At 40.1% G+C, this 19452-nt stretch carries 17 protein-coding genes; 10 read left to right on the top strand and 7 right to left on the bottom strand.

The annotated features are described in order from the left end of the window. Positions 1–54: 54 nt before the first annotated feature. Positions 55–2916, bottom strand: a complete 2862-nt coding sequence (locus IQ259_RS07015) for a cation-translocating P-type ATPase (RefSeq protein ID WP_193882970.1) — start codon at positions 2914–2916, stop codon at positions 55–57. A 330-nt stretch (positions 2917–3246) separates the two neighbouring features. On the opposite strand from IQ259_RS07015, the gene IQ259_RS07010 reads away from it, so the two are divergent. Beyond that, positions 3247–4878 carry a transglutaminase domain-containing protein gene (locus IQ259_RS07010; RefSeq protein ID WP_193882967.1) on the top strand — a complete coding sequence of 544 codons (1632 nt, stop codon included), beginning with the start codon at positions 3247–3249 and terminating at the stop codon, positions 4876–4878. A 619-nt stretch (positions 4879–5497) separates the two neighbouring features. After that, complete coding sequence (locus IQ259_RS07005; RefSeq protein WP_339383835.1) at positions 5498–6883, top strand: hypothetical protein; 1386 nt, start codon at positions 5498–5500, stop codon at positions 6881–6883. Between the two features lie 13 nt (positions 6884–6896). Here IQ259_RS07005 and IQ259_RS07000 read toward each other — a convergent pair whose 3' ends face one another. Further along, on the bottom strand, positions 6897–7736 hold the full coding sequence (locus IQ259_RS07000; RefSeq protein WP_193882965.1) for a PD-(D/E)XK nuclease family protein: 840 nt from the start codon (positions 7734–7736) through the stop codon (positions 6897–6899). 156 nt (positions 7737–7892) lie between these two features. On the opposite strand from IQ259_RS07000, the gene IQ259_RS06995 reads away from it, so the two are divergent. Continuing rightward, a complete protein-coding gene (locus tag IQ259_RS06995; RefSeq protein ID WP_193882963.1) occupies positions 7893–9320 on the top strand; it encodes a phosphoglucomutase/phosphomannomutase family protein in 1428 nt (475 codons plus the stop codon). A gap of 122 nt (positions 9321–9442) precedes the next feature. Further along, complete coding sequence (locus IQ259_RS06990; RefSeq protein ID WP_193882961.1) at positions 9443–9715, top strand: LapA family protein; 273 nt, start codon at positions 9443–9445, stop codon at positions 9713–9715. 19 nt (positions 9716–9734) lie between these two features. Here IQ259_RS06990 and IQ259_RS06985 read toward each other — a convergent pair whose 3' ends face one another. Together IQ259_RS06985 and IQ259_RS06980 are read right to left on the bottom strand one after the other, a co-directional pair. Continuing rightward, a complete protein-coding gene (locus tag IQ259_RS06985; RefSeq protein WP_193882959.1) occupies positions 9735–10013 on the bottom strand; it encodes a type II toxin-antitoxin system RelE/ParE family toxin in 279 nt (92 codons plus the stop codon). Then, positions 10003–10245 carry a CopG family ribbon-helix-helix protein gene (locus IQ259_RS06980; RefSeq protein WP_193882957.1) on the bottom strand — a complete coding sequence of 81 codons (243 nt, stop codon included), beginning with the start codon at positions 10243–10245 and terminating at the stop codon, positions 10003–10005. The genes IQ259_RS06985 and IQ259_RS06980 overlap by 11 nt, the downstream gene beginning before the upstream one ends. A gap of 100 nt (positions 10246–10345) precedes the next feature. Between IQ259_RS06980 and IQ259_RS06975 the strand changes: the two genes are divergently transcribed. After that, positions 10346–10603, top strand: a complete 258-nt coding sequence (locus tag IQ259_RS06975) for a BrnA antitoxin family protein (protein ID WP_193883062.1) — start codon at positions 10346–10348, stop codon at positions 10601–10603. An 80-nt stretch (positions 10604–10683) separates the two neighbouring features. Here the strand turns inward: IQ259_RS06975 and IQ259_RS06970 are convergent, their stop codons facing one another. Together IQ259_RS06970 and IQ259_RS06965 are read right to left on the bottom strand one after the other, a co-directional pair. Beyond that, positions 10684–11091, bottom strand: a complete 408-nt coding sequence (locus IQ259_RS06970; RefSeq protein WP_193882955.1) for a hypothetical protein — start codon at positions 11089–11091, stop codon at positions 10684–10686. 2 nt (positions 11092–11093) lie between these two features. Continuing rightward, positions 11094–12062 (bottom strand): hypothetical protein, encoded by a 969-nt coding sequence (locus tag IQ259_RS06965; RefSeq protein WP_193882953.1) that lies wholly within the window; start codon positions 12060–12062, stop codon positions 11094–11096. Between the two features lie 259 nt (positions 12063–12321). On the opposite strand from IQ259_RS06965, the gene IQ259_RS06960 reads away from it, so the two are divergent. The 4 genes from IQ259_RS06960 to IQ259_RS06945 all read left to right on the top strand — a co-directional run bounded on the left by IQ259_RS06960 (position 12322) and on the right by IQ259_RS06945 (position 16659). Beyond that, positions 12322–12522, top strand: a complete 201-nt coding sequence (locus IQ259_RS06960) for a type II toxin-antitoxin system HicB family antitoxin (RefSeq protein WP_193882951.1) — start codon at positions 12322–12324, stop codon at positions 12520–12522. After that, complete coding sequence (locus tag IQ259_RS06955) at positions 12519–12728, top strand: type II toxin-antitoxin system HicA family toxin (protein ID WP_193882949.1); 210 nt, start codon at positions 12519–12521, stop codon at positions 12726–12728. Before IQ259_RS06960 ends, IQ259_RS06955 begins: the two co-directional genes overlap by 4 nt. Positions 12729–12834: 106 nt before the next feature. Continuing rightward, entirely contained in the window at positions 12835–13452 is a 618-nt protein-coding gene (locus IQ259_RS06950; protein WP_193882947.1) for a Uma2 family endonuclease, read from the top strand. 1041 nt (positions 13453–14493) lie between these two features. Beyond that, positions 14494–16659: a polysaccharide biosynthesis tyrosine autokinase gene (locus IQ259_RS06945; RefSeq protein WP_228014404.1), complete on the top strand. Its 2166-nt coding sequence runs from the start codon at positions 14494–14496 to the stop codon at positions 16657–16659. Positions 16660–16756: 97 nt separating this feature from the next. Here the strand turns inward: IQ259_RS06945 and IQ259_RS06940 are convergent, their stop codons facing one another. Beyond that, the gene (locus IQ259_RS06940; RefSeq protein ID WP_193882943.1) at positions 16757–18445 is read right to left on the bottom strand and encodes an NAD-binding protein; all 1689 of its coding nucleotides are present in this window, start codon (positions 18443–18445) and stop codon (positions 16757–16759) included. A gap of 263 nt (positions 18446–18708) precedes the next feature. Between IQ259_RS06940 and IQ259_RS06935 the strand changes: the two genes are divergently transcribed. Further along, positions 18709–19206 carry a hypothetical protein gene (locus tag IQ259_RS06935; RefSeq protein ID WP_193882934.1) on the top strand — a complete coding sequence of 166 codons (498 nt, stop codon included), beginning with the start codon at positions 18709–18711 and terminating at the stop codon, positions 19204–19206. The last annotated feature ends 246 nt before the right edge of the window (positions 19207–19452 follow it).

Below are 19452 nucleotides of genomic sequence, written 5' to 3'. Positions count from 1 at the left end.
TAGCAATGCCACATTCTGCTCTTTTTACTTTTTACTTTTACCTTTTAACTTTTTTTACACGGTTCTCTTGCCCATAAAACGGAAGAAAAGTTTCTCCATTTCAATCCACACAAACATTAAGGCACTGAAACCAAAGCAAATCGCCAACTCTGTAGGCGGTAGCCAATGTGTGCCGAAGAATGCCCGCAGCGGTGGGACGTAAATCAGCATGAGTTGCAAAATCGTGGTGACAACCACAGCCCCCAGCACAAACAGATTAGAAAAGGGATTGATCTCAATAGTAAGTTGGTTGTTGGAACGAATTGCGATCGCATGACCCATTTGTGCCATACACAAGGCAGTAAATACCATTGTCTTCCAACGTTCTGGGTCAAGTCCTTCTCCTATCACTGCATGGGAATGGCGATATGCCCATGCCATAAGAATAATTGAGATAATCGCAAACACAATCCCAATCCGAATCATGTAAGCACCCAACCCTCTGGCAAAAATGCTTTCGCGAGGACTGAACGGTGGACGCTTCATGACATCAGGTTCTGGTGGTTCCACTGCCAAGGCTAAGGCTGGTAAACCGTCTGTCACCAAGTTCATCCAGAGAATTTGTAATGGTGTGAGGGGAACACCTCCTAAACCTAAGAGGGGTGCGGCAGCAATTGTTAAAACTTCACCGATATTACTACCCAGAATGTATTTGATAAAGCGGCGAATGTTGGTGTAAACAACTCTACCTTCTTTGGTGGCGGCAACGATAGTAGCAAAGTTGTCATCTAGCAGCACCATATCGCTGGCTTCTTTACTGACATCAGTACCAGTAATGCCCATTGCAATCCCAATGTCTGCTTGTTTTAAGGCTGGGGCATCATTTACACCATCCCCTGTCATCGCTACAAATCTACCCCGGCGTTGTAATGCTTGTACAATCCGCAGTTTATGTTCTGGGGCAACTCTGGCATAGATACTCACTAAGTCAACTTGTTGCTCTAGTTCCTGGTCGCTCATGCGCTGCAATTCTTGACCAGTTAGAACTCTGTCCCCTTCTTGAGCAATGCCCAAATCGGTAGCAATGGCGCGGGCTGTCAATTGGTGGTCGCCAGTAATCATGACTGGGCGAATACCTGCTTGGCGGCATTCTTCCACCGCTGCCCTAACTTCTGGTCTTGGTGCATCCAGCATTCCAACCAATCCCAGCCAGACCAAATTTTGCTCCCATGCCTCATCTGAGCCTTCCGGTGGCACTTCTGTGAGGGGTTTGTAGGCAAAACCTAGCACCCGCAAGCCTTTACTTGCCATTTGATCATTTACTGCCAGAATTTGGCTGCGTTGTTCTTCTGTCAATGGCGCTGAGTCTGTACCCAAACGAATTTCAGTGCAACGTGCCAAAATTAACTCTGGTGAACCTTTGGTAAACATGAGGTAAGGTTCCGAGTTGATGAACCCTGCAAGTACCGGATCTACACCTGTAAAAGCTGGTTCCCCTGTAGCTACTTCTTCTACCTGAGTAATTACGCTCATGCGTTTGCGTTCCGAGGTAAAAGGAAACTCACCGATACGGGGTAACTTGCTGTTCCATTGGTCTTTTTCAATACCAGCTTTTCCGGCTAAAGTCACCAACGCGCCTTCGGTGGGGTCGCCTAAAATTGCCCATTCCCCTTTTTCTTTTTGCAGTACCGAGTCATTACAAACAGCACAGGCGATGAGCAAACCAGGAATTTCAGGGTGGTCTTCTACAGGAATTTTTTGACCATCTAATTGAAAATCCCCAATCGGAGCATAACCTTCTCCAGTTACGCGAAAAGTTCTGTTATTGGTGAAAATAGATTGCACCACCATTTTGTTCTGCGTGAGTGTGCCGGTTTTATCAGAACAAATGGTGGTAACAGAACCCAAGGTTTCCACTGCTGGCAGTTTACGAATCAAGGCATGGCGGCGTACCATCCGCTGGGTTCCTAACGCCAAGGTGACTGTAATGACTGCGGGTAAGCCTTCGGGTACTACTGCCACCGCCATACTTAAGGAAACTTCCAAAAGGTCTTGTAAATTGCTAAAACCTCTGGCCTGGATGATACCGCCAATCACCACGATCGCTACCAGAATCAAAGAACCGGAAACTAGGACATTACCCAGTTGAGTCATCCGTTGCTGCAAAGGGGTAGGTTCACTGTCTACCGATTGCAACATGGTGGCAATTTTCCCCAGTTCTGTTTGCATCCCCGTATTGGTGACTAGAACCTTGCCACGTCCTTGGACAACCTCAGTTCCTTGAAAGACTAAGTTCAGGCGATCGCCTAAAGATGTATCTTCAGGTAGTTGAAGATTTGCCTGCTTATTTACAGCTTCGGCTTCACCTGTGAGCGCTGATTCTCGTATTTGTAAATTAGACTGCTCAATTAAGCGGCCGTCTGCGGCTATCTGCACCCCTGCTTCCAGCAGCATCACATCTCCTGGGACGATTTCTTTAGCTGCTACATCTAACAGCTTGCGATTACGCATAACTCGCACTAGAGGAGAAGCCATCTGCTTGAGTGCGGCTAAAGCTTTTTCAGCCCGGCTTTCTTGGACATACCCCAGAACACCATTGAGGATGACAATTGCCAGAATTGCAATTGTATCTTTGAACGGTACTTCTCCTGGCTTTAATTCGCCAGCTTGCCAAGCTGTAAAATCTAAAAATCCAGAAATGAAAGCCACTGCAATCAGCATCAACAACATGATGTTCTTGAACTGATCTAGCAGAATTTCCCAAGCACCGCGGCCACCATGTTCTTCTAATTCGTTGGGGCCATATTTTTGCAACCGTTGTTCAACTTCTTGGGGGGTTAAGCCACTGTCTGCCTTACTGTCCAGCAGGTCTAGAGCTTGATCAACTTCCAAAGTATGCCAAGTTGGGGTACTTTCAGGCAGAGAATTAGCAGACATTGTGTAGGTTACAGGAAAAGGTGACAAAATTTGATCATAATCATAATTTAGTCATGGCAAGAAATCCATCAACTAAAGTTACATTAGATTTATTAGTAACTTGTACAAGTTTAAATGTGTTTCAAGACATTTACTAAATTTTTTTAAGTTAGCCTTCTATGTATTTTTATGTAATTCATAGTGTTTATAAGAACAGTTTTTTATAAACTGTTCCCCAAAAAATTTGCGGTTACGTCTAAAGGTTATACCAAAATTGATGCTAGGCGTGCTAAACCGTTGAATATATATGCTTAATATAAGTTTTGCACTCCCTAGTTAGACTGCTAGCCGATGTTTAGGCAAAGGACAATTCGACCGCTTACGGCTGCCTCCCTGTGTGGCATTGCTTTCATTCAAGATACACTCATTGCAATTGACAGCACAAAAGGACATCTACTGGAGATTGATCCTGAGTCTGACAACAGTAAAATTATCAATCCTCATCAGGTTAAAGAATTTAATGATGTCACTGGTTTAGCAGTTTGGGAAGATACCTTGTGGGTAACTCGTGACAATAGTGTTTATTTGTCTAAGCTTGGTTCTTTAGGACTTGAGCATTTTGCCACTCTACCCTATACCGCTAATGGTGTGGCTGTTTGGGAATCGACAGTCTATGTTACCTGCCAAAAGCTGGGTTACATTTTGATTTTTGACCGCAATACGCGGAAAGAAATTACCAAATTTTATGCCCCTGGGGTCGGTGTAGAAAATGTGACAGTGACTCAAGAAACTCTATGGATTTGCGATCGCACTGAACAAACAGTTTACTCGATGGATCGGGCGACAGGCGAAGTAAATTTTAGTGTCCTGACACCGTTTGATTCGCCTACGGGTATAGCGGTACATCAAGATGCTGAGGGTAAGGAAACTCTTTATGTCGCCTATGCTTCTGACGAGCCTTATATCCGAGATAATCCTAACGCTGACCCCAATCATGAGTTAACTTACCGCGATCGGACTTTCATTCACCCGTTGTATTATCATTACAACCCTGATAAGCGCTACGCCCTTTCTAATGGCTACCTCATCGAAATGTCTTACGCTGAGGAAATTTCGCCTTTAGAAGAGGTGTATCTACCAGATGTAGAATGGCGCATCGCCTTACCTTCAGAAACGGAACGCCAAAAACTCAAACACGTTGAACCTATTGGTGTTCCTTTTACCGAAGAAGTAATTGATGGGCAACGGGTAGCAGTGTTTAAATTTGATGCCCTGACACCCGGTGAACGGCATGTATTTGGTTGGAAAGCATTGTTGGAAGTACGCGGAATTAAGTACCGGATTACACCTAAAGATGTAGAAGACTTGCCCGAATTATCAGCAGAATTTCAAAGTCGCTATCTAGTAGATGACGACGATTTGGCAATGGATACGTCTATTGTTCGTAGTGCAGCCCATGATGCCATTGGCTCTGAAACCAACTTGTTACGGAAAATGTATAGTATCCGTAACTATGTCTACGATGAGTTATCTTACGGCATTAAACCCCACATTGACACTCCAGATATTGTTTTAGAACGAGGTGTTGGTTCTTGTGGTGAGTATGTGGGTGTTTTACTAGCTTTATGCCGTTTGAATGGCATCCCCTGTCGCACAGTTGGTAGGTACAAATGTCCGCCATATGGTGAACACCAAGGAGTACCATTACAACCAGATTTTAATCACGTTTGGTTAGAGTTCTACATCCCAAATTTTGGCTGGTTGCCAATGGAGTCAAATCCTGATGACTTGGGAAATGGTGGGCCTTATCCCACTCGCTTTTTTATGGGCTTGTGTTGGTATCACATTGAAATTGGCAAGGGTATTACTTTTGAAACCTTAAGTAGTCAAGGTGTCAGACTCACGAAAGAAGATATTCCCATAGGCGATTTAGCAATTAATCATATTCGCTTTACAATTCTTCAAGAGTTGCCACCTTTTTGAATTTAGTCTTGCTAGTTGGGTCACATCCTCCAATTTTTCTAGGCGGAGGAACATGACCCTCTAATATCAAGCTAATTTTTACTTAATGATCTATTTTTTATCACTTAAAATAAGAACAAAATATTAATTTCACAGATAATTTAATATTGAGACGAAAAGTCTTATATCTACTTGATTTAACTAAATAATATTCTTTTTTTACTTGTTAAATGTAATTTTGAATCAGGCTATTGGGTATAAATAAACTTAGAGTTAAATGGACAAATTATTGAGGTTTATACTGAAAAATTCCATCTATTTTGGCTTCCTTACAAGAATTTTATTGTACTTATTGGTGGCAGTATGGACTCCTTGTGTAGGCTAGGTACACAGCATAAACCGTAGACCCCCTCATGACAGTTTCTCATAAGTAGGATAGTCTTCCTGTATGTAGTTAGATAGTTGGTACAAATGCTTTTTACACGCGGACGTTGTGAAATCATTATAAGTATTTATATTTATTTCCCTGAAACTAATCAGGAACATCAGTAAATATAGAAATTAGTTTTCTTTAATTTGAACCAACAAAAACCTAATCGAATAAAATTCGTCAACCTAGTTTGAAAGTGGTAATTATCAAGTGAATGATTGGATAAATTGTAAAAATCAAAAAATTCCCAAAAGGCAGGTTACTGGGAGTAATGCTCTAGTCACCAGCCAGCAATCTTATGTACCTCCATACTTGGCCCAAAATTCTCAGCAGTCTAGTGCTGAAGAACAGCAGATATATCAACATTTGCTTCACTTAGTACAAGTCAAATCTCCGAATGAGATGATTGAGCGTTGTCGAGCTTTATTTATTGAAGGTGCAGATTATCCTGAGCCAGAAATATTATTAATTTTAGATAAAATTACAGCATCTAAAAATGCTGTAAACGAGTTTAAATTTTTTATTAACCGTTGCTGTCATATTTTGATTAATCGCTGGCACATGCAGCCACAATTGCATCATGCTATTCCAAAACTAATAAAATTATTTGAATCATCACCCACTAGATCAAGAAATACAAGTTTTCGTTATCGCAATATTAGGCGTTTGCGCGAATTAATCCAAATGTTTATCGCAACTGAACAATACTTAATATTACGCAGATTTATGGAGGTAATGACGAAAAGTACAGAGGTAAATATTAGTAATGAAAATCAGCCTTTAATCACTTTAATTCACCGCTATTCTTATTTATATGAACATTGTTTAATGAGTGATGATTCCACTTTTGAACACCAGTGGCGTGTTAAGCAGATGCAAGCACAGGTGCAGAGACGATTTGAAGTTGATTTATCTAAATATGTGACTTATCAAGTGCGACGCACTCAGATATTAAAAAAAGCCTCAGCAGATGAAGCCGAGCGGATTTTGCGGCCTGTAAATAATCCTACATTATTAAGCGATCGCCAACTCCATGACACTCTTCAACATTTTATCGGTAAGGTTGAAGGTAACTACACATACCAAGAATTAGCACAGAAATTTTTATATTCTAGTCAACAAACTGCTTGTTTTCGAGATTTTAAAGACGATTTGTATGAATATCTGATAACTTCGATTGCTGGAGGCTCAGGAAAACGTCAATTGCAGCAAAAATTATATACACAGTTAAAAAACACACTACCACAAGCTGATGACCAAAAACTAGATGAATTTTTAATCTTGAGAACCTGTAGCCAGTTATTGAATTTTTTAATAGTTGAGAGTCATTTATCCATACAGCATTTCAATTTTATAGACATGATTAGCAACCAGGGTACGATAATTACTATCGGACTATTGCTAAAAATTGTGCTAATTTGCCGCAAAGTTAAACCATATCTCGAAAAACGGTTAGCAATTTTATTTCATCACTACGAATCTGCTACTACCAACGGTATCAACTGGTTAGTGCAAGTTTTAGAACAAGCTAATATTGCGATGATTATTTATTTTGGCAATATTGATATATCTTATTTTAAAGAGATTTGTTACTAATAATTAATTAAGATTAAACTGGCACTACTACGTTGGTAGAAGAAGTGACACTGGCAAAATCACAAATAGAATTAAATGGGCAGAAACGGCAGTGATAGCCAGGATTTGGAGGAAATATTTTACTAAAATTATGATTTTTCTTTTGATATTGTTGCAAATCTGCCTGATGTTTATGAGCAATATTAGCTAACTCATATTTTAAATTTTCAAATTCATGATTATTGATTTTAATCAAATCAGACTTTTTACCCATTTCTAAATTATAAAATGATGCTACTGCCTGTCTACCAGGATAAAGATAACGAGCAGCTAGTAAATAAACTAGCGCTTGTCTCTGGTCAAAAGCAGATTTTCCAGTTTTAAAATCTAAAATATGTAAAGTACGATCGCCATCAATAAAAATGCAGTCCATAGCTGCATATAAGCGGAAACAAGAATCGCCATTTCCAATGAAAATTGGTTTCGGAAATCCTTCATCACCTGGAGTTAATTGCAGGATATTTTTACCATTTAACAACGGCGCATCCTGATATTTTTTCAAAATTTGGATAACTCGCTGTTGAACTTGGTAGCTGGTATTGCTGAGTTTTAATAGCTGTGCAACTTTTTCTACACCATCGGATTTGTTTAACAAATGTCTATTATGATGAAACTCATAAACGCCTTTTTGGGCGAGTATACCAATCCGTTGGGGTGGCGTAGCCTTTGTTAACAGTGCTTTAACTTGGGGTTCATGTTGACGTGCTTTAATAAACCCACGTCGCATCTGACAATGCCAGCGTTCTTGTCCTATTGCTGGGGCAACTAAAGACCAAAGGTGATAACTAGCAAAAGGTCGGTCGGGAGTTGACATCGCTAACAAGCAGTGAGAAAAAATACAGTGGAGAGAAATTTGAGCATTAATATTTTGGTTTGCTGCTCATAACCTCTGAAAATACTTGCGGCTACGCACGCTTTGCGGGAAGCTTCCTAATAGAGTAATGAAGATGGACGGGAGAAATTGGCAACCATGAGCGCTAGTAGCAATTCCAGAAAAATCAAATTTGGTACTGATGGATGGAGAGGGATTATTGCCGATGACTTTACTTTCCCCAATGTGCGAAAAGTAACTAGAGCGATCGCAAGTTACCTCGAAACAGCCTACTCCAAAGATAGACCAGTTCTGATTGCTTACGATACGCGGTTTCTAGCTGATCAGTTTGCCCGTACAGCAGCGCAAGTCTTAGCAGACTTGGGTTGGACAGTCAAAGTTACTGATCGGGATTGTCCCACACCAGTAATTGCCTACAACGCCCGTCACTTAAATTCTGCGGGGGCATTGATGTTTACAGCCAGCCATAACCCTGCACCATATTGTGGAATCAAATATATCCCCGATTATGCGGGGCCTGCCACTCCAGAAATTACTGATACTATTGTGGCAAATATTGAAAGTGCCTCGGATGCACTGCCTAGTAACAACCCTAGCGGGTCAATTTCTATTTTTGATCCCAAACCAGAATATTTGCAATTTATCTACACATTGCTCGATGTTGAACGGATCAAAAGCGCTCACCTCAAAGTCAAATATGATGCGCTATATTCTACATCTCGCGGTTATTTAGATGAAGTTTTACAACAAAGTGGCACGGAATTAGAAAGTTTCCACACTTGGCGGGATGTATTGTTTGGCGGCGGAATGCCAGAACCGAAAGGCGAACAATTAGTTGAGTTGGTGGAAGCAGTTCGCCGCGACAAAGCTGATTTAGGTTTGGCAACAGATGGCGATAGCGATCGCTTTGGTATCGTAGATGAACAAGGCAATGTCCTCACCCCTAACACTGTATTATTAGTGTTAGCACGGCATTTAATTAAAAACAAAGGTAAGAGTGGGGCGATCGTTCGCACGGTAGCCACAACCCACTTGCTGGACAATCTGGCAGTTAAGTACGGTCTGCCAATTTATGAAACACCAGTCGGCTTTAAGTATATCGGTGAAAAAATGCGGGAAACTACCGTACTGATTGGCGGTGAAGAATCAGGTGGTTTAAGTATAATTGGGCATATTCCCGAAAAAGACGGTGTTTTAGCCGATATGCTAGTAGCAGAAACGATCGCCTATGAAGGTAAACCCCTAAGTCAACTGGTCAAAGAAGCGATCGCCGAGGCTGACGGGCCTTTGTATAATAATCGTCTTGACTTACACCTAACTGAAGCCCACAAAACTGATGTCATGAACTTCTATACCAAAAATCCACCATCAGAAGTTGCAGGTATTAAAGTCAAAGAAGTTGGACGCAAAGACGGCATTAAACTTTACTTAGAAGAGGGTAGCTGGGTGCTATTGCGTCCTTCGGGAACAGAGCCACTGGTACGCGTTTACATGGAAACCAACACCCCCGAAAAACTCTCCCAAATCGCTCAAGAGATGGAGAGTGCGATCGCTAAGTTAGGATAGTAGTTGAAACCACAGATGGGCGCTAATAAATATCTGCGTCTGTCTGTCTTGAAAAGTTTTGCGCTGGGAAACCCGGAGTTTTGCTTACTTTTCACTGCGTTAATTAGTGGCTGCATTTTTTGATGAAGACTATTGCTAATTTATTGATATCTGTTGTTGTGGCTATTTGGATAGTGGCGATCGCTATTATCTCAGTTCAAAATGCCACGCCAGTATCGTTAAAATTTTTGAATTTCCAATCAATTCAGATACCAGTGGGTTTAGTGCTGGCTTTCAGCGCTGGTATGGGGTTAATTGGTGTAGCCGTACTGCAACCTCTATGGGGTTTGGCTGGTTCGAGGGGTAATCGGTTGGAAGAGGATGCTGAGTTTTTTGTTGATGATGAAGATTTTTGAATTTTTTTTACAAAGAACCTTACTTTGGATAGCGTTTTGACGAGTGGAGAACCCGAAGAATTTCCACTGAATCTTCTTTGATTCGGTAAATAACAAGATAAGACGTGTTAGATATTACAAGCTCTCTTGTACCTTCGATGCGTCCAGGTCGCCCCATAAAGGGATAATTCTCTAGTTGGCTTGTAGCAGTTTGAATCCTCAATATTACTTCCCGTGCCGCTTCTGGATTTTCTTTGATGATGTAGCTATATGCTTGTTCTAAATTACGCAGCGCACGACGCAGCCATTTAATCTGCATTGGTTAGTCTTGCAAAGGTCGCTTTTACTTCTTCTTCGCTGGCGAAATCTTCTGCATCAGCTTCAGCAATTCCCTTTTGAATCTCTTCAATTTGCCACTGGTGCATATCTAGATAAGCGTCTATTGCCTCATTTAGTACATAACTGCGATCGCGGTTCATCCCTGTCGCAATTGCCTCAAGTGCAACCTTTTTATTCTGATCTATGCGAAACGTAATGTTTTCTTTGCTCATTGTCTTATCAGATGAGATTGTCTTGCACAATATTCATATTGTACTATTTTGCAATGCACCGCAACACACTGTAAACAATAATATTCAAGAAAGTTAAGTGATGGAATCAGAGTATGATTTTAGTCAAGGTACGCGAGGAGCAATTGAGCCGACACCTCCGGGCAAAACTCGAATTGCAATTCGCTTAGATGATGAAGTATTAGCTTGGTTTCGTGAGCAAGTTCACCTAGCAGGTGGCAGAAATTATCAAAGTTTAATCAACGATGCTTTACTTGAGTATATTCAACAGCGTCGTGAACCTTTAGAAGAAACACTACGGCGAGTTTTGCGAGAAGAACTTGAGCGTATCCAAAAATAAGAATAAAAATATAGAGATACGATGAGTCGCATCTCTACAAAAGCTATAGCAAAGAAGCTTTGATCACCATAACTACAAAATCAAAATGTCCATTCGTGGTTTGGATCGTTAAGTGCAGCACGAACAGAAGCTAAATTTGCTAAGTCTTTGAATGGGCTAGATTTAGCTATTTCTGTGATTGAATTTAAAGCGAGAGCTAACTGTTCATTGTTACCTGATGCGATCGCGCTATCAACGATAGTAAATAATGAACGAAAGTTTTCTGCTCGTTCATCAAAAGAGCGTTCCAAATACGCCATCAACACGTCACGCTGGGCGTTAATTTTAGTGATTGTTTCTTTTTCCCAAGCATCAATTTCTCGCCGCTTTGTCTTTTCTTGTTCAGCAATTGTTAGGTAATCAGTGTAAGCTGATACCATTTGCTGTAGACTTTCAGCAGGATTGATAAACTCTTTGACTGCTGCTTTGGTAACTTTCTTCACTGACATTCTTAATTGCCTCCAAGGGTACGATACTTAGCTTGGATAGTTGCAGTAACAGGATTTAGCTTTCCTTCACTATCTAAAATAGGAGTTTTCATAATTTCTGCTAGTGCTTTCACTAAAAGCCCTACCTGTTGGAATTTACTAGCATCTCTGCTGCGATCAAAAGGTAGAGATTCCAACTCTTCAAGGTTGAATATGGCGCGATTATTCAAATTTTCCACCAAGTTGCTTAACTCGGTAATCCGCCGTCTAACTTGTACCAGAAAATCTTTAGCTGCTTCAAGTTTGGCAATTTCAGTGTTAACCTTAGCCTCATACTCTCGTGCTTTCGTCAAAGCTTCTTCGCCTTTACCAGCAAGCACAAAGCCACTAACTGCTAAGGCTGGCCCAACTGTAATTCCTCCTAGTACGAAAGTACCAACAAGCATTCCACCACCGTTGGCTGCTAATGCACCACCACCTAACCATGCTAGAGTTGCATTCCAAGCTGCTGCACCACTTAATCCTGAAATAGCTGCTCCCGTACTTGCCACTCCTACAGACGTAGCAAGACTTGTTGCCGCTTGACCAGCCGCAGCTCCTGCAATAACTGCCTTAACACCACCTTTAAAAAATTGTTCAGCTTCCATAGCATCAGCTTTGTACTCCTGTATCTGCTGAACTGATATTCCATCCAACCCTTCTAAAGACTGCATATCCGGAGAAGAGCGCTGACCAAGTTGCTCAATAAAAGCTACAAACCGGCCTATCGTATGTATTTTGACATGAAGCTGAAATTGACCATACTCTTCTGCCAATTTATTAGTAGCTTCCCAGTCTGCTTTTAATTGAGTAACACTAGACTCATGACGCTTTTGAGAGCGGCTCCCAATATCATTCGCTTCTTTCATGTTGCCAACACCTTCAGCACCTTTAACGGCTCCATAAGCAGCAGTTCCTAAAGCAATTGCACCAAGGATAAATGGAATCGGCATTAAATACTCCTGATTGTGATTAGTGGTTGGTTGTCTTTATCTACGCATTAGATAATCAAACAAAGCATTTCCTTATACTTATATTTCCCTAAGTAACAACCTAATCAACATTCAGAAAGAACAGAATTTGAGAATACCCAAAAATTTATGTATATTTAGCAACTATATGTGGTGAACACAAGCTACATCGCAACAGACGAGCGATCGCACTCGGCTTAACGCTAAAATATGAGGCGCAGTCTGACGAGGATGATTAGCAATGAAAATTAAAGCTGTTATCTGGCAAGAAGATGGTGTATGGTGTGGTTCTGTACCTGCTTTACCGGGATGTCATACTTGGGGTGACAGCTACGAACATCTTCTAGAAATGTTGCAAGATGCGATTCAAGGCTGGTTAGAAGTAGCCAGCGAACAAGAAGAACTTGAACCAGAAAAACAGCTGATTGAGTTATCACTATGAAAGCCGTTTCGGGAAAAGCACTGTGTAAAATTTTAGAACGGCAGGGTTGGGAGTTGAAACGAATTACTGGTAGTCATCATATTTATGCGAAAGAAGGTGCTGATGCAATCCTTTCAATTCCAGTTCATAGTAATCGAGATTTACCAATTGGGACTTTGAAAAGCATTATGAAGGATGCTGATCTGACTGAGGAAGATTTAAGCTAACATCCATCCTGATCGCCAGCAATCATCACACCCTAATACCTCAGTGGAACAGACAGACGATCGCACCTCACTTAACGCTAAAATATGAGGAGCAGTAGTATCAGCCATGACTCAATCTCTACGCAAGTTAATTACATTTGATGAATTTGTTGCTAAATATCCAGATCAAACAGGGAAACGTTATGAACTTCATGATGGAGTAGTTGTTGAAATGCCACAACCAACTGGAGATCATGAAGAAGTAATTGGATTTTTAGCTTTTGAAATTACTAGAGAGTGTATTCGTTTAAATCTCCCCTACTTCATACCCAAAACAGCATTAGTCAAAACACCTGAAAATGAATCAGCTTACTCACCAGATGTACTGCTGTTAAATCGCCCCAATTTAGTCAATGAACCTCTATGGAAAAAAGAATCTACTGTTATTCAAGGCTTATCAATACCGTTAGTTATTGAAGTGGTGAGTACAAACTGGCGTGATGATTATCTAAAAAAATACGCTGATTATGAACAGATGGAAATTCCTGAATACTGGATTGTGGATTATGCCGGATTAGGTGGTAGAGAGTTTATAGGCAATCCTAAACAGCCTACTATTTTGGTTTGCTGCTTGGAAGACGGAGAGTATCGTGTTAGCAAATTTAGAGGTGACAACAGGATTCAATCTGCAACCTTCCCTGATTTAAATTTAACCGCACAACAGATTTTTAATGCTGTGTATTAGTAGTGGCGTGGTAAGACTAAAATCTTGATAAGATGCGATCGCCAGCAATCATCATACTCTGATACCACATTGCAACAGACAGGCGATCGCTACAATAACAGCTAGAATTGCTAACACACCGATAGTTACATCCAATCCAGACAAGGTATCTTCAACTTAAACCCTGGATTGCCGTTTTTTAAGCATCAGTCTTAAAAGTCAAAGTTTCTGCTTGCTACTTTGAGTAAAATTGTGTTCATACAAGCTACTTAAGTAGCTAACAGGAAAAATCTCATAAGTTTATAAATTTTTCACTTAAGTCAATCAACACAAAAACTAAAAAATTAACTGCATTTACTTACTCTGAGTAAAAAATAAGATATGCGGTTATTAACTGGTTATCAAATTTATGGAAAATAAATGTATTTTTTATATACAGATGTGCCTGTTTTTATAACTATTAGTTTAGATAACATTTCAAAACATTTGATAGTTAAAATTTTCGTTAATCTACTTAGTCATAACAAACTACTAAGAAGCAAAAATTTACAATATTTATCTTATTCTACTAAGACTTGCGTTGAAGATTACTACCTCATCGCAAGGTAGTTACAATTATACATTTTAGTATTTTTATATACTTGCTTTTATAAAAATTTTATGCAACCAATTTTATTAGTGTAGTACCAGCATTATTCATAACTATAAGTATATTTCTGGTTCGGTCATGGAAAAAGTTACGAAATAGTATTTCAATAATTTTAATTTTGCTGATTAGAATCTGATAAAGATTTTTCTAGAGCATTGACGATTTATCTTTAATTATTTTACGCTCGGATAATATTCGGGATAATCAGGTGAATTTATAATAATAGTTTGTGTATTTATAATTTAAATAGCTTATGAAAAATACTGCATAAAAAAACACCTAAGAAATTTAGTTAATTGATGAAATTTTGAAAACAAGTTTTGTCATTTGTTCCTCGATTTTATTTCAATATGTTGTTTGAATATTTAAAAAGTTTTTGAGAGGCTAATATGATTTTTAATCAACAGCAAATCATGATAAATTTTCCATTTTCAATGGTTAGTATTAGACAAGTTTCTGAAATTTTGCGTCGGCGGCGCTTTTTAGTATTAGGCGTTTCTTTTGTAGTGATGTCTGTTACCAGCTTAATTGCAGTCAACACTAAATCTACTTACCAAAGCTCTATGCAATTACTTGTTAGTTCTAATTCCAATGTAGGAGTCAGAACCAGCAATATTTTGAATGGAGTTGATAGTGAAATTGTTGACTTTAGTCTGCCAGTTTTAGATTACACAGCGCAGATGAAAATTTTGTTGAGTCCTAAACTAATTGAACAAGCTATAGTTCTGCTGCGTCCGTATTATCCAGATATCACAATTGAAGATATCAAAAGTGAAGCTAATAATCAAAAAACTGGACTTTCAGTAGCAAGATTAGATGATAAAATAATAGCGAATAATCTGCCTTTGCAAATATTAGAAATCTCCTTTAGCGATGACGATCCAGTTAAAGCAAAGAAGGTATTGCAAGCACTACAAAAGGTTTACCAAAACTACAATATTCAACAACAAAAAGGACATTTAAATAAAGGGCTATCTTTTATCAATAGTCGCATAGTTCAGATTAAACAAGAGGTAAATCAAGCAGAAAAAAATTTAGAGCATTTTCGACGAAAATATAATCTGCTTGATCCAGAAGTCCAAAGTAAAACTCTGATTGAATCTTTGGCTCAGGTGCAACAGCAACTACAAACTACTCGCGCCCAGCTTCAAGATGTACATGCTCGCTACAATAACTTACAGCAAGAAATAGCTACTTCGTCCCAAAAAGCTAGAATGGCTGCTCGTTTAAATCAGTCAAGTAGTTACCAAACATTATTGGATGAATTTAAAAAGACTGAATTAACTTTAGCTAAAGAACAAAAGCGCTATACAGATGAATCTCCCATCATAGAACAACTGAAAGAGCAACGTGAGAATCAGTTATTTCTGTTAAGGAGAGAAGGGAATCAAATATTAGGAGATGTTAGACAACCTGCTGCTGCTCAAGAACAGTCAAAAGGAGTTGATCTAAGGTTATCGCAAGAATTAATTCAATTACAAACAACTGCATTAGGATTAGTCGCCAACGAAAAGAGTTTAGCTGAAACAGAACAACGACTACGCTTTGAGTTCAGCAAGTACCCAAGTCTAGTAGCACAATATAACCGTCTATTACCAGAGGTAAAAAATAAACGTAAACAACTTGAACAACTGCTTCAGGCGCAACAGTCTTTGGGATTAAAAATTGCCCAAGGAGGTTTGGAATGGCAGATGTTAGAAGAACCGAGTTTAGGAAAGCTCATAGGAATTAACAGATTATCACTGTTATTAGCAGGTATGGTAGTGAGTCCCATTTTGGGCATTGCCGTAGCTTTAAGTTGGGGAATGTTTACCCGCACTATTTATTCAGCAAAAGAATTACAGCAATCGACAAATCTGCGATTACTGGGATCTGTACCAAAACTAACGCCAAGAGGATTGAAGAAATGGCTACCTAACATTTCTGGAAATGGAAAACGCAACATAACCACTTCTTTTGTCGAAACTGATAATTGGTTGCCTTGCCATGAAACTTTGGACATACTCTATCAAAACCTGGAAATATCCAAGTATCCTCTACCTTTTAGGTCTTTGATGTTTACTTCTGCTTTATCAGGAGAAGGTAAGACTACTTTATTATTAGGGCTGGCGGCTAGTGCGGCTCGAATGCACCGACGCATCTTATTAATTGATGCTAACCTCCGGTATCCTAGCCTACATAAAATCCTGCAATTATCTAATGATTGGGGTTTATCTCTATTACTGCTGGATGAAACAAATACCCACATTCATAATTACATCCAGCCTGTTCACCCCTTAATTGATGTTTTGACTGCTGGGCCTAAACCAGAAGATACAATCAAGCTACTCAGTTCTCAGCGGATGAAAGAAATGCTCAAACAGCTTGAGCAAACCTATGATTTAGTTTTAGTAGATGCTCCACCCATTTTAGGTACAGCCGATGCGAGAATTTTAGCTGGGTATTGCCATGAAATTGTGATGGTAGGGCGCATGGGTCAGTTAACCCAAAGTGATTTAATTCAAGCTCAAGAAATTTTGAGCCATTTGAATTTAATTGGTATCATCGCAAATGGCGTAAGGAGTTACCAGCAGGTTTAATTTTAGTCAATAGACCTTTTGCGCGAATCAACAAAACAGAGCAGGTTCTTACTAGATCCTTTAATAAACCGTAATAGATTTTATGAATTGCGATCGCCTAACTCCTCTGTGATACTCGCTCTTCACGCCACAATTGATACAACCGATTTGCTGGCATTGTCAAATATAAAACATCTCCCTCACCCAAATGTGTTGTGAGTAATTCCCAACCCTGGACACTTTGGCTGTTGGTTTCCACATACAAAGGTACAAAATCAGCTGACACGGCTATTTCTTTGACCAACTGACCGCAGAAGGGGTGTGATGGTGTAATCAATGTGGCAAAGGCTATCCATAGTTTATCGGCTGTGATGCCATTACCGAGAATACGTCCACCCAACGCAGCGGCTGCGAAAGCTGGAGCTGCTAGTTCTGCGGGACTAAGAACGGCTTCAAAGTCAAATACTTGTTGTGCCATCCCGGCAAAATCGGGATCTGCGTAGTGGACAATCACGGGAATTTTTGGTGCTAAACCTTTGGCTTTCAGGGCAATTTCTAGGTTAGTCGCATCGTTGCTAGTTACAGCCAGCACCGCCGCCGCAGAGGTGATATTACTAGTTTGGAGGATGGTACGAAAACTAGCATCACCTTGAATTACGGGAATACCTAACCCGCGCACAGAATTGACATATTTATTATTAGAATCAGTTTCAATAACAACTACTTCATAACCACTGGTGTGGAGTTGCTGCACAATTTTACTGCCAATGCCACTTAAACCACAGACAATATAATGATGGCGTTGGGGAATTCGGGCTGCATCCCAAAATTGCTTAAAGCGGTTTCCCAAGACAAAATCAGTAAGCATGGCGTACCAAAGACCAATCACCACTGCGCCAATTAGCATGATTACAATAGTGAATAACTTGATACTATTAGGGGCATTTTCTACAACTTTATCGTTACCGCCTGCGCCGGTAATCATGCCAACAGAAAAATATAAAGCGTCTACAACCGATAAACTTAGTTCTGTAGACATATAAGTGAGTGTGGCGATCGCTATAATTGCCAGTAACACAACCGCACCAACCACCACCGATTTTCCATGTTGCTGAAACTGGCGCAGACTAGTGCAAACTTTCAGCACTTTTTTAATTAATGATCTGCGTATAGAACGAATCCGGGGTTGGATAGCAATAATTAAGCGATCGCCTACCTGTAATTCTTGCTCAGACAGTACCCCATGTATTAAATTCATCTCCCCTTGCACGGGTAGGTAATAAATTGGTATCCGCGCAGGTTCTTCCCACAAATCACTCAAATTACACCCCAGCCAAGGATGGTCTTCATCAATATATTCTTCTTGCACAGGCCAGGTTTGGTCAAATAATTTGATTTGTCCTATGGCTTGATTTCCGAGGGCGGCGAATGTAAACAATGGTGCGGCTAATCCGACAACACTCATGCTCAAATGGTCAGGGAGAGTTTGATCCAGACGTTCGCCGAGATTTGTATTATACAAGCGGTTGATGATGCGAATTCGAGGATTTAACACCCGCGCTTGCATCATAATTGACAAATTTATCGCATCTTCACAGCCTGTTATGACTATAGTTTGTGCTTGGTGAATTCCTGCTGCTGTTAGAGTAGCAGCCGCGTTTAAATTGCCAATAATCACGTCACATGAGCATTCGCCAGGGATGGGTTTGTGATGGATGCCGATAACCAACGCTCCCTGCTGTCTCAGCAGACGAAAGATTTTATATCCAGTACGTCCTAAGCCGCAAACAATGATTCGAGGTTTCATGAGACAGTAGGTAGTATGAATTCGTAATTTGTAATGACGTTCTCTACGAGACGCTAAAAGCGTAGCTTGCTTCTCCGCAGGAGTACGCAGACTTGCTACCGCTACGCTAACGTAATTCGTAATTAAGAATATTGTTGCGCTGTTTCTTAGGGCATAACTGTAACTGAAAACACGTTAGTTATAAATCAAATTAATTAAGCACTTTTGCTACAGTTGCAAAGTCAATTTATTTGAAATAGTTGTTATGATAAACATTTCGATTTATGAATAAGTTAGCAAAATTGACAATTTTTAGTGGTGTTTTATGCCCTTTAGTTGTAGTAGGTGTGATCGCTACTACAGCAAAAGCACAACCGCAATCAGCACAGGAACCTTTGTTCACGCCCAATGTCCAAATGAAGATACAACGCACGAGCGGAACTTGTCCACAGACAGTTGGACTGTGGTGGATTGGTTTACCTTATGAAGGTGGTGCAGAGCATACTGTAGCCGCAGATACTAGAGCCTTTGCAGATACAACTCAGTTAGTTGCATCGAAGAGTAAGCTATTTGTCGAGTTCGTTTCACCTTTACGCAGTAATTATGCGTCCTGTGTTGGTCAAACCCAAGGACAGGAACATCCTTTTTATAATGTGCAATTCAAGAATAAAAAAGCATATTTCCGTGTGGATTTGCGAAAAGTTAACGCACCAGCACAGCTAATTACTTATAAAAGTGTGGTAGCTTCTCGGCCTTATGTGCGGTGGGCGATCGCAGATTAGAAGTATGAAGGCTGAAGTAATACCAATTCTCTAAAATCCGGCAACATATTCAAACCTCGAAACCCATACTGTATCTGACTTTCTTAATTACGAATTACGAATTGGTATAAGCTATTAAGGAGACCGCAGGGGTGCAGATGGTCACTGAGCCTACACGAAGTGGAGCAAGGTAGAGGGTTTGCAGTTTTTATTACCATGAAAATGGTGCAATTTGAATGACGATTAGCTATCGTCACACCACAACGG

The organism is Fortiea sp. LEGE XX443 (assembly GCF_015206815.1).
Classification (GTDB): Bacteria; Cyanobacteriota; Cyanobacteriia; order Cyanobacteriales; family Nostocaceae; genus Nostoc_B.
Note: the sequence above shows the minus strand (reverse complement) of the source record. Positions and strands in the feature narration are given on the sequence as shown.

Coding starts and splice junctions, on each gene's coding strand:
- IQ259_RS06990 (WP_193882961.1), top strand. CDS start 9,443: ATGAAGACTATTGCTAATTTATTGATATCTGTTGTTGTGGCTATTTGG.
- IQ259_RS06955 (WP_193882949.1), top strand. CDS start 12,519: ATGAAAGCCGTTTCGGGAAAAGCACTGTGTAAAATTTTAGAACGGCAG.
- IQ259_RS06940 (WP_193882943.1), bottom strand. CDS start 18,445: ATGAAACCTCGAATCATTGTTTGCGGCTTAGGACGTACTGGATATAAA.
- IQ259_RS06965 (WP_193882953.1), bottom strand. CDS start 12,062: ATGCCGATTCCATTTATCCTTGGTGCAATTGCTTTAGGAACTGCTGCT.
- IQ259_RS06985 (WP_193882959.1), bottom strand. CDS start 10,013: ATGCAGATTAAATGGCTGCGTCGTGCGCTGCGTAATTTAGAACAAGCA.
- IQ259_RS07010 (WP_193882967.1), top strand. CDS start 3,247: ATGTTTAGGCAAAGGACAATTCGACCGCTTACGGCTGCCTCCCTGTGT.
- IQ259_RS06995 (WP_193882963.1), top strand. CDS start 7,893: ATGAGCGCTAGTAGCAATTCCAGAAAAATCAAATTTGGTACTGATGGA.
- IQ259_RS06975 (WP_193883062.1), top strand. CDS start 10,346: ATGGAATCAGAGTATGATTTTAGTCAAGGTACGCGAGGAGCAATTGAG.
- IQ259_RS07000 (WP_193882965.1), bottom strand. CDS start 7,736: ATGTCAACTCCCGACCGACCTTTTGCTAGTTATCACCTTTGGTCTTTA.
- IQ259_RS06970 (WP_193882955.1), bottom strand. CDS start 11,091: ATGTCAGTGAAGAAAGTTACCAAAGCAGCAGTCAAAGAGTTTATCAAT.
- IQ259_RS06945 (WP_228014404.1), top strand. CDS start 14,494: ATGATAAATTTTCCATTTTCAATGGTTAGTATTAGACAAGTTTCTGAA.
- IQ259_RS06960 (WP_193882951.1), top strand. CDS start 12,322: ATGAAAATTAAAGCTGTTATCTGGCAAGAAGATGGTGTATGGTGTGGT.
- IQ259_RS07015 (WP_193882970.1), bottom strand. CDS start 2,916: ATGTCTGCTAATTCTCTGCCTGAAAGTACCCCAACTTGGCATACTTTG.
- IQ259_RS06935 (WP_193882934.1), top strand. CDS start 18,709: ATGAATAAGTTAGCAAAATTGACAATTTTTAGTGGTGTTTTATGCCCT.
- IQ259_RS06980 (WP_193882957.1), bottom strand. CDS start 10,245: ATGAGCAAAGAAAACATTACGTTTCGCATAGATCAGAATAAAAAGGTT.
- IQ259_RS06950 (WP_193882947.1), top strand. CDS start 12,835: ATGACTCAATCTCTACGCAAGTTAATTACATTTGATGAATTTGTTGCT.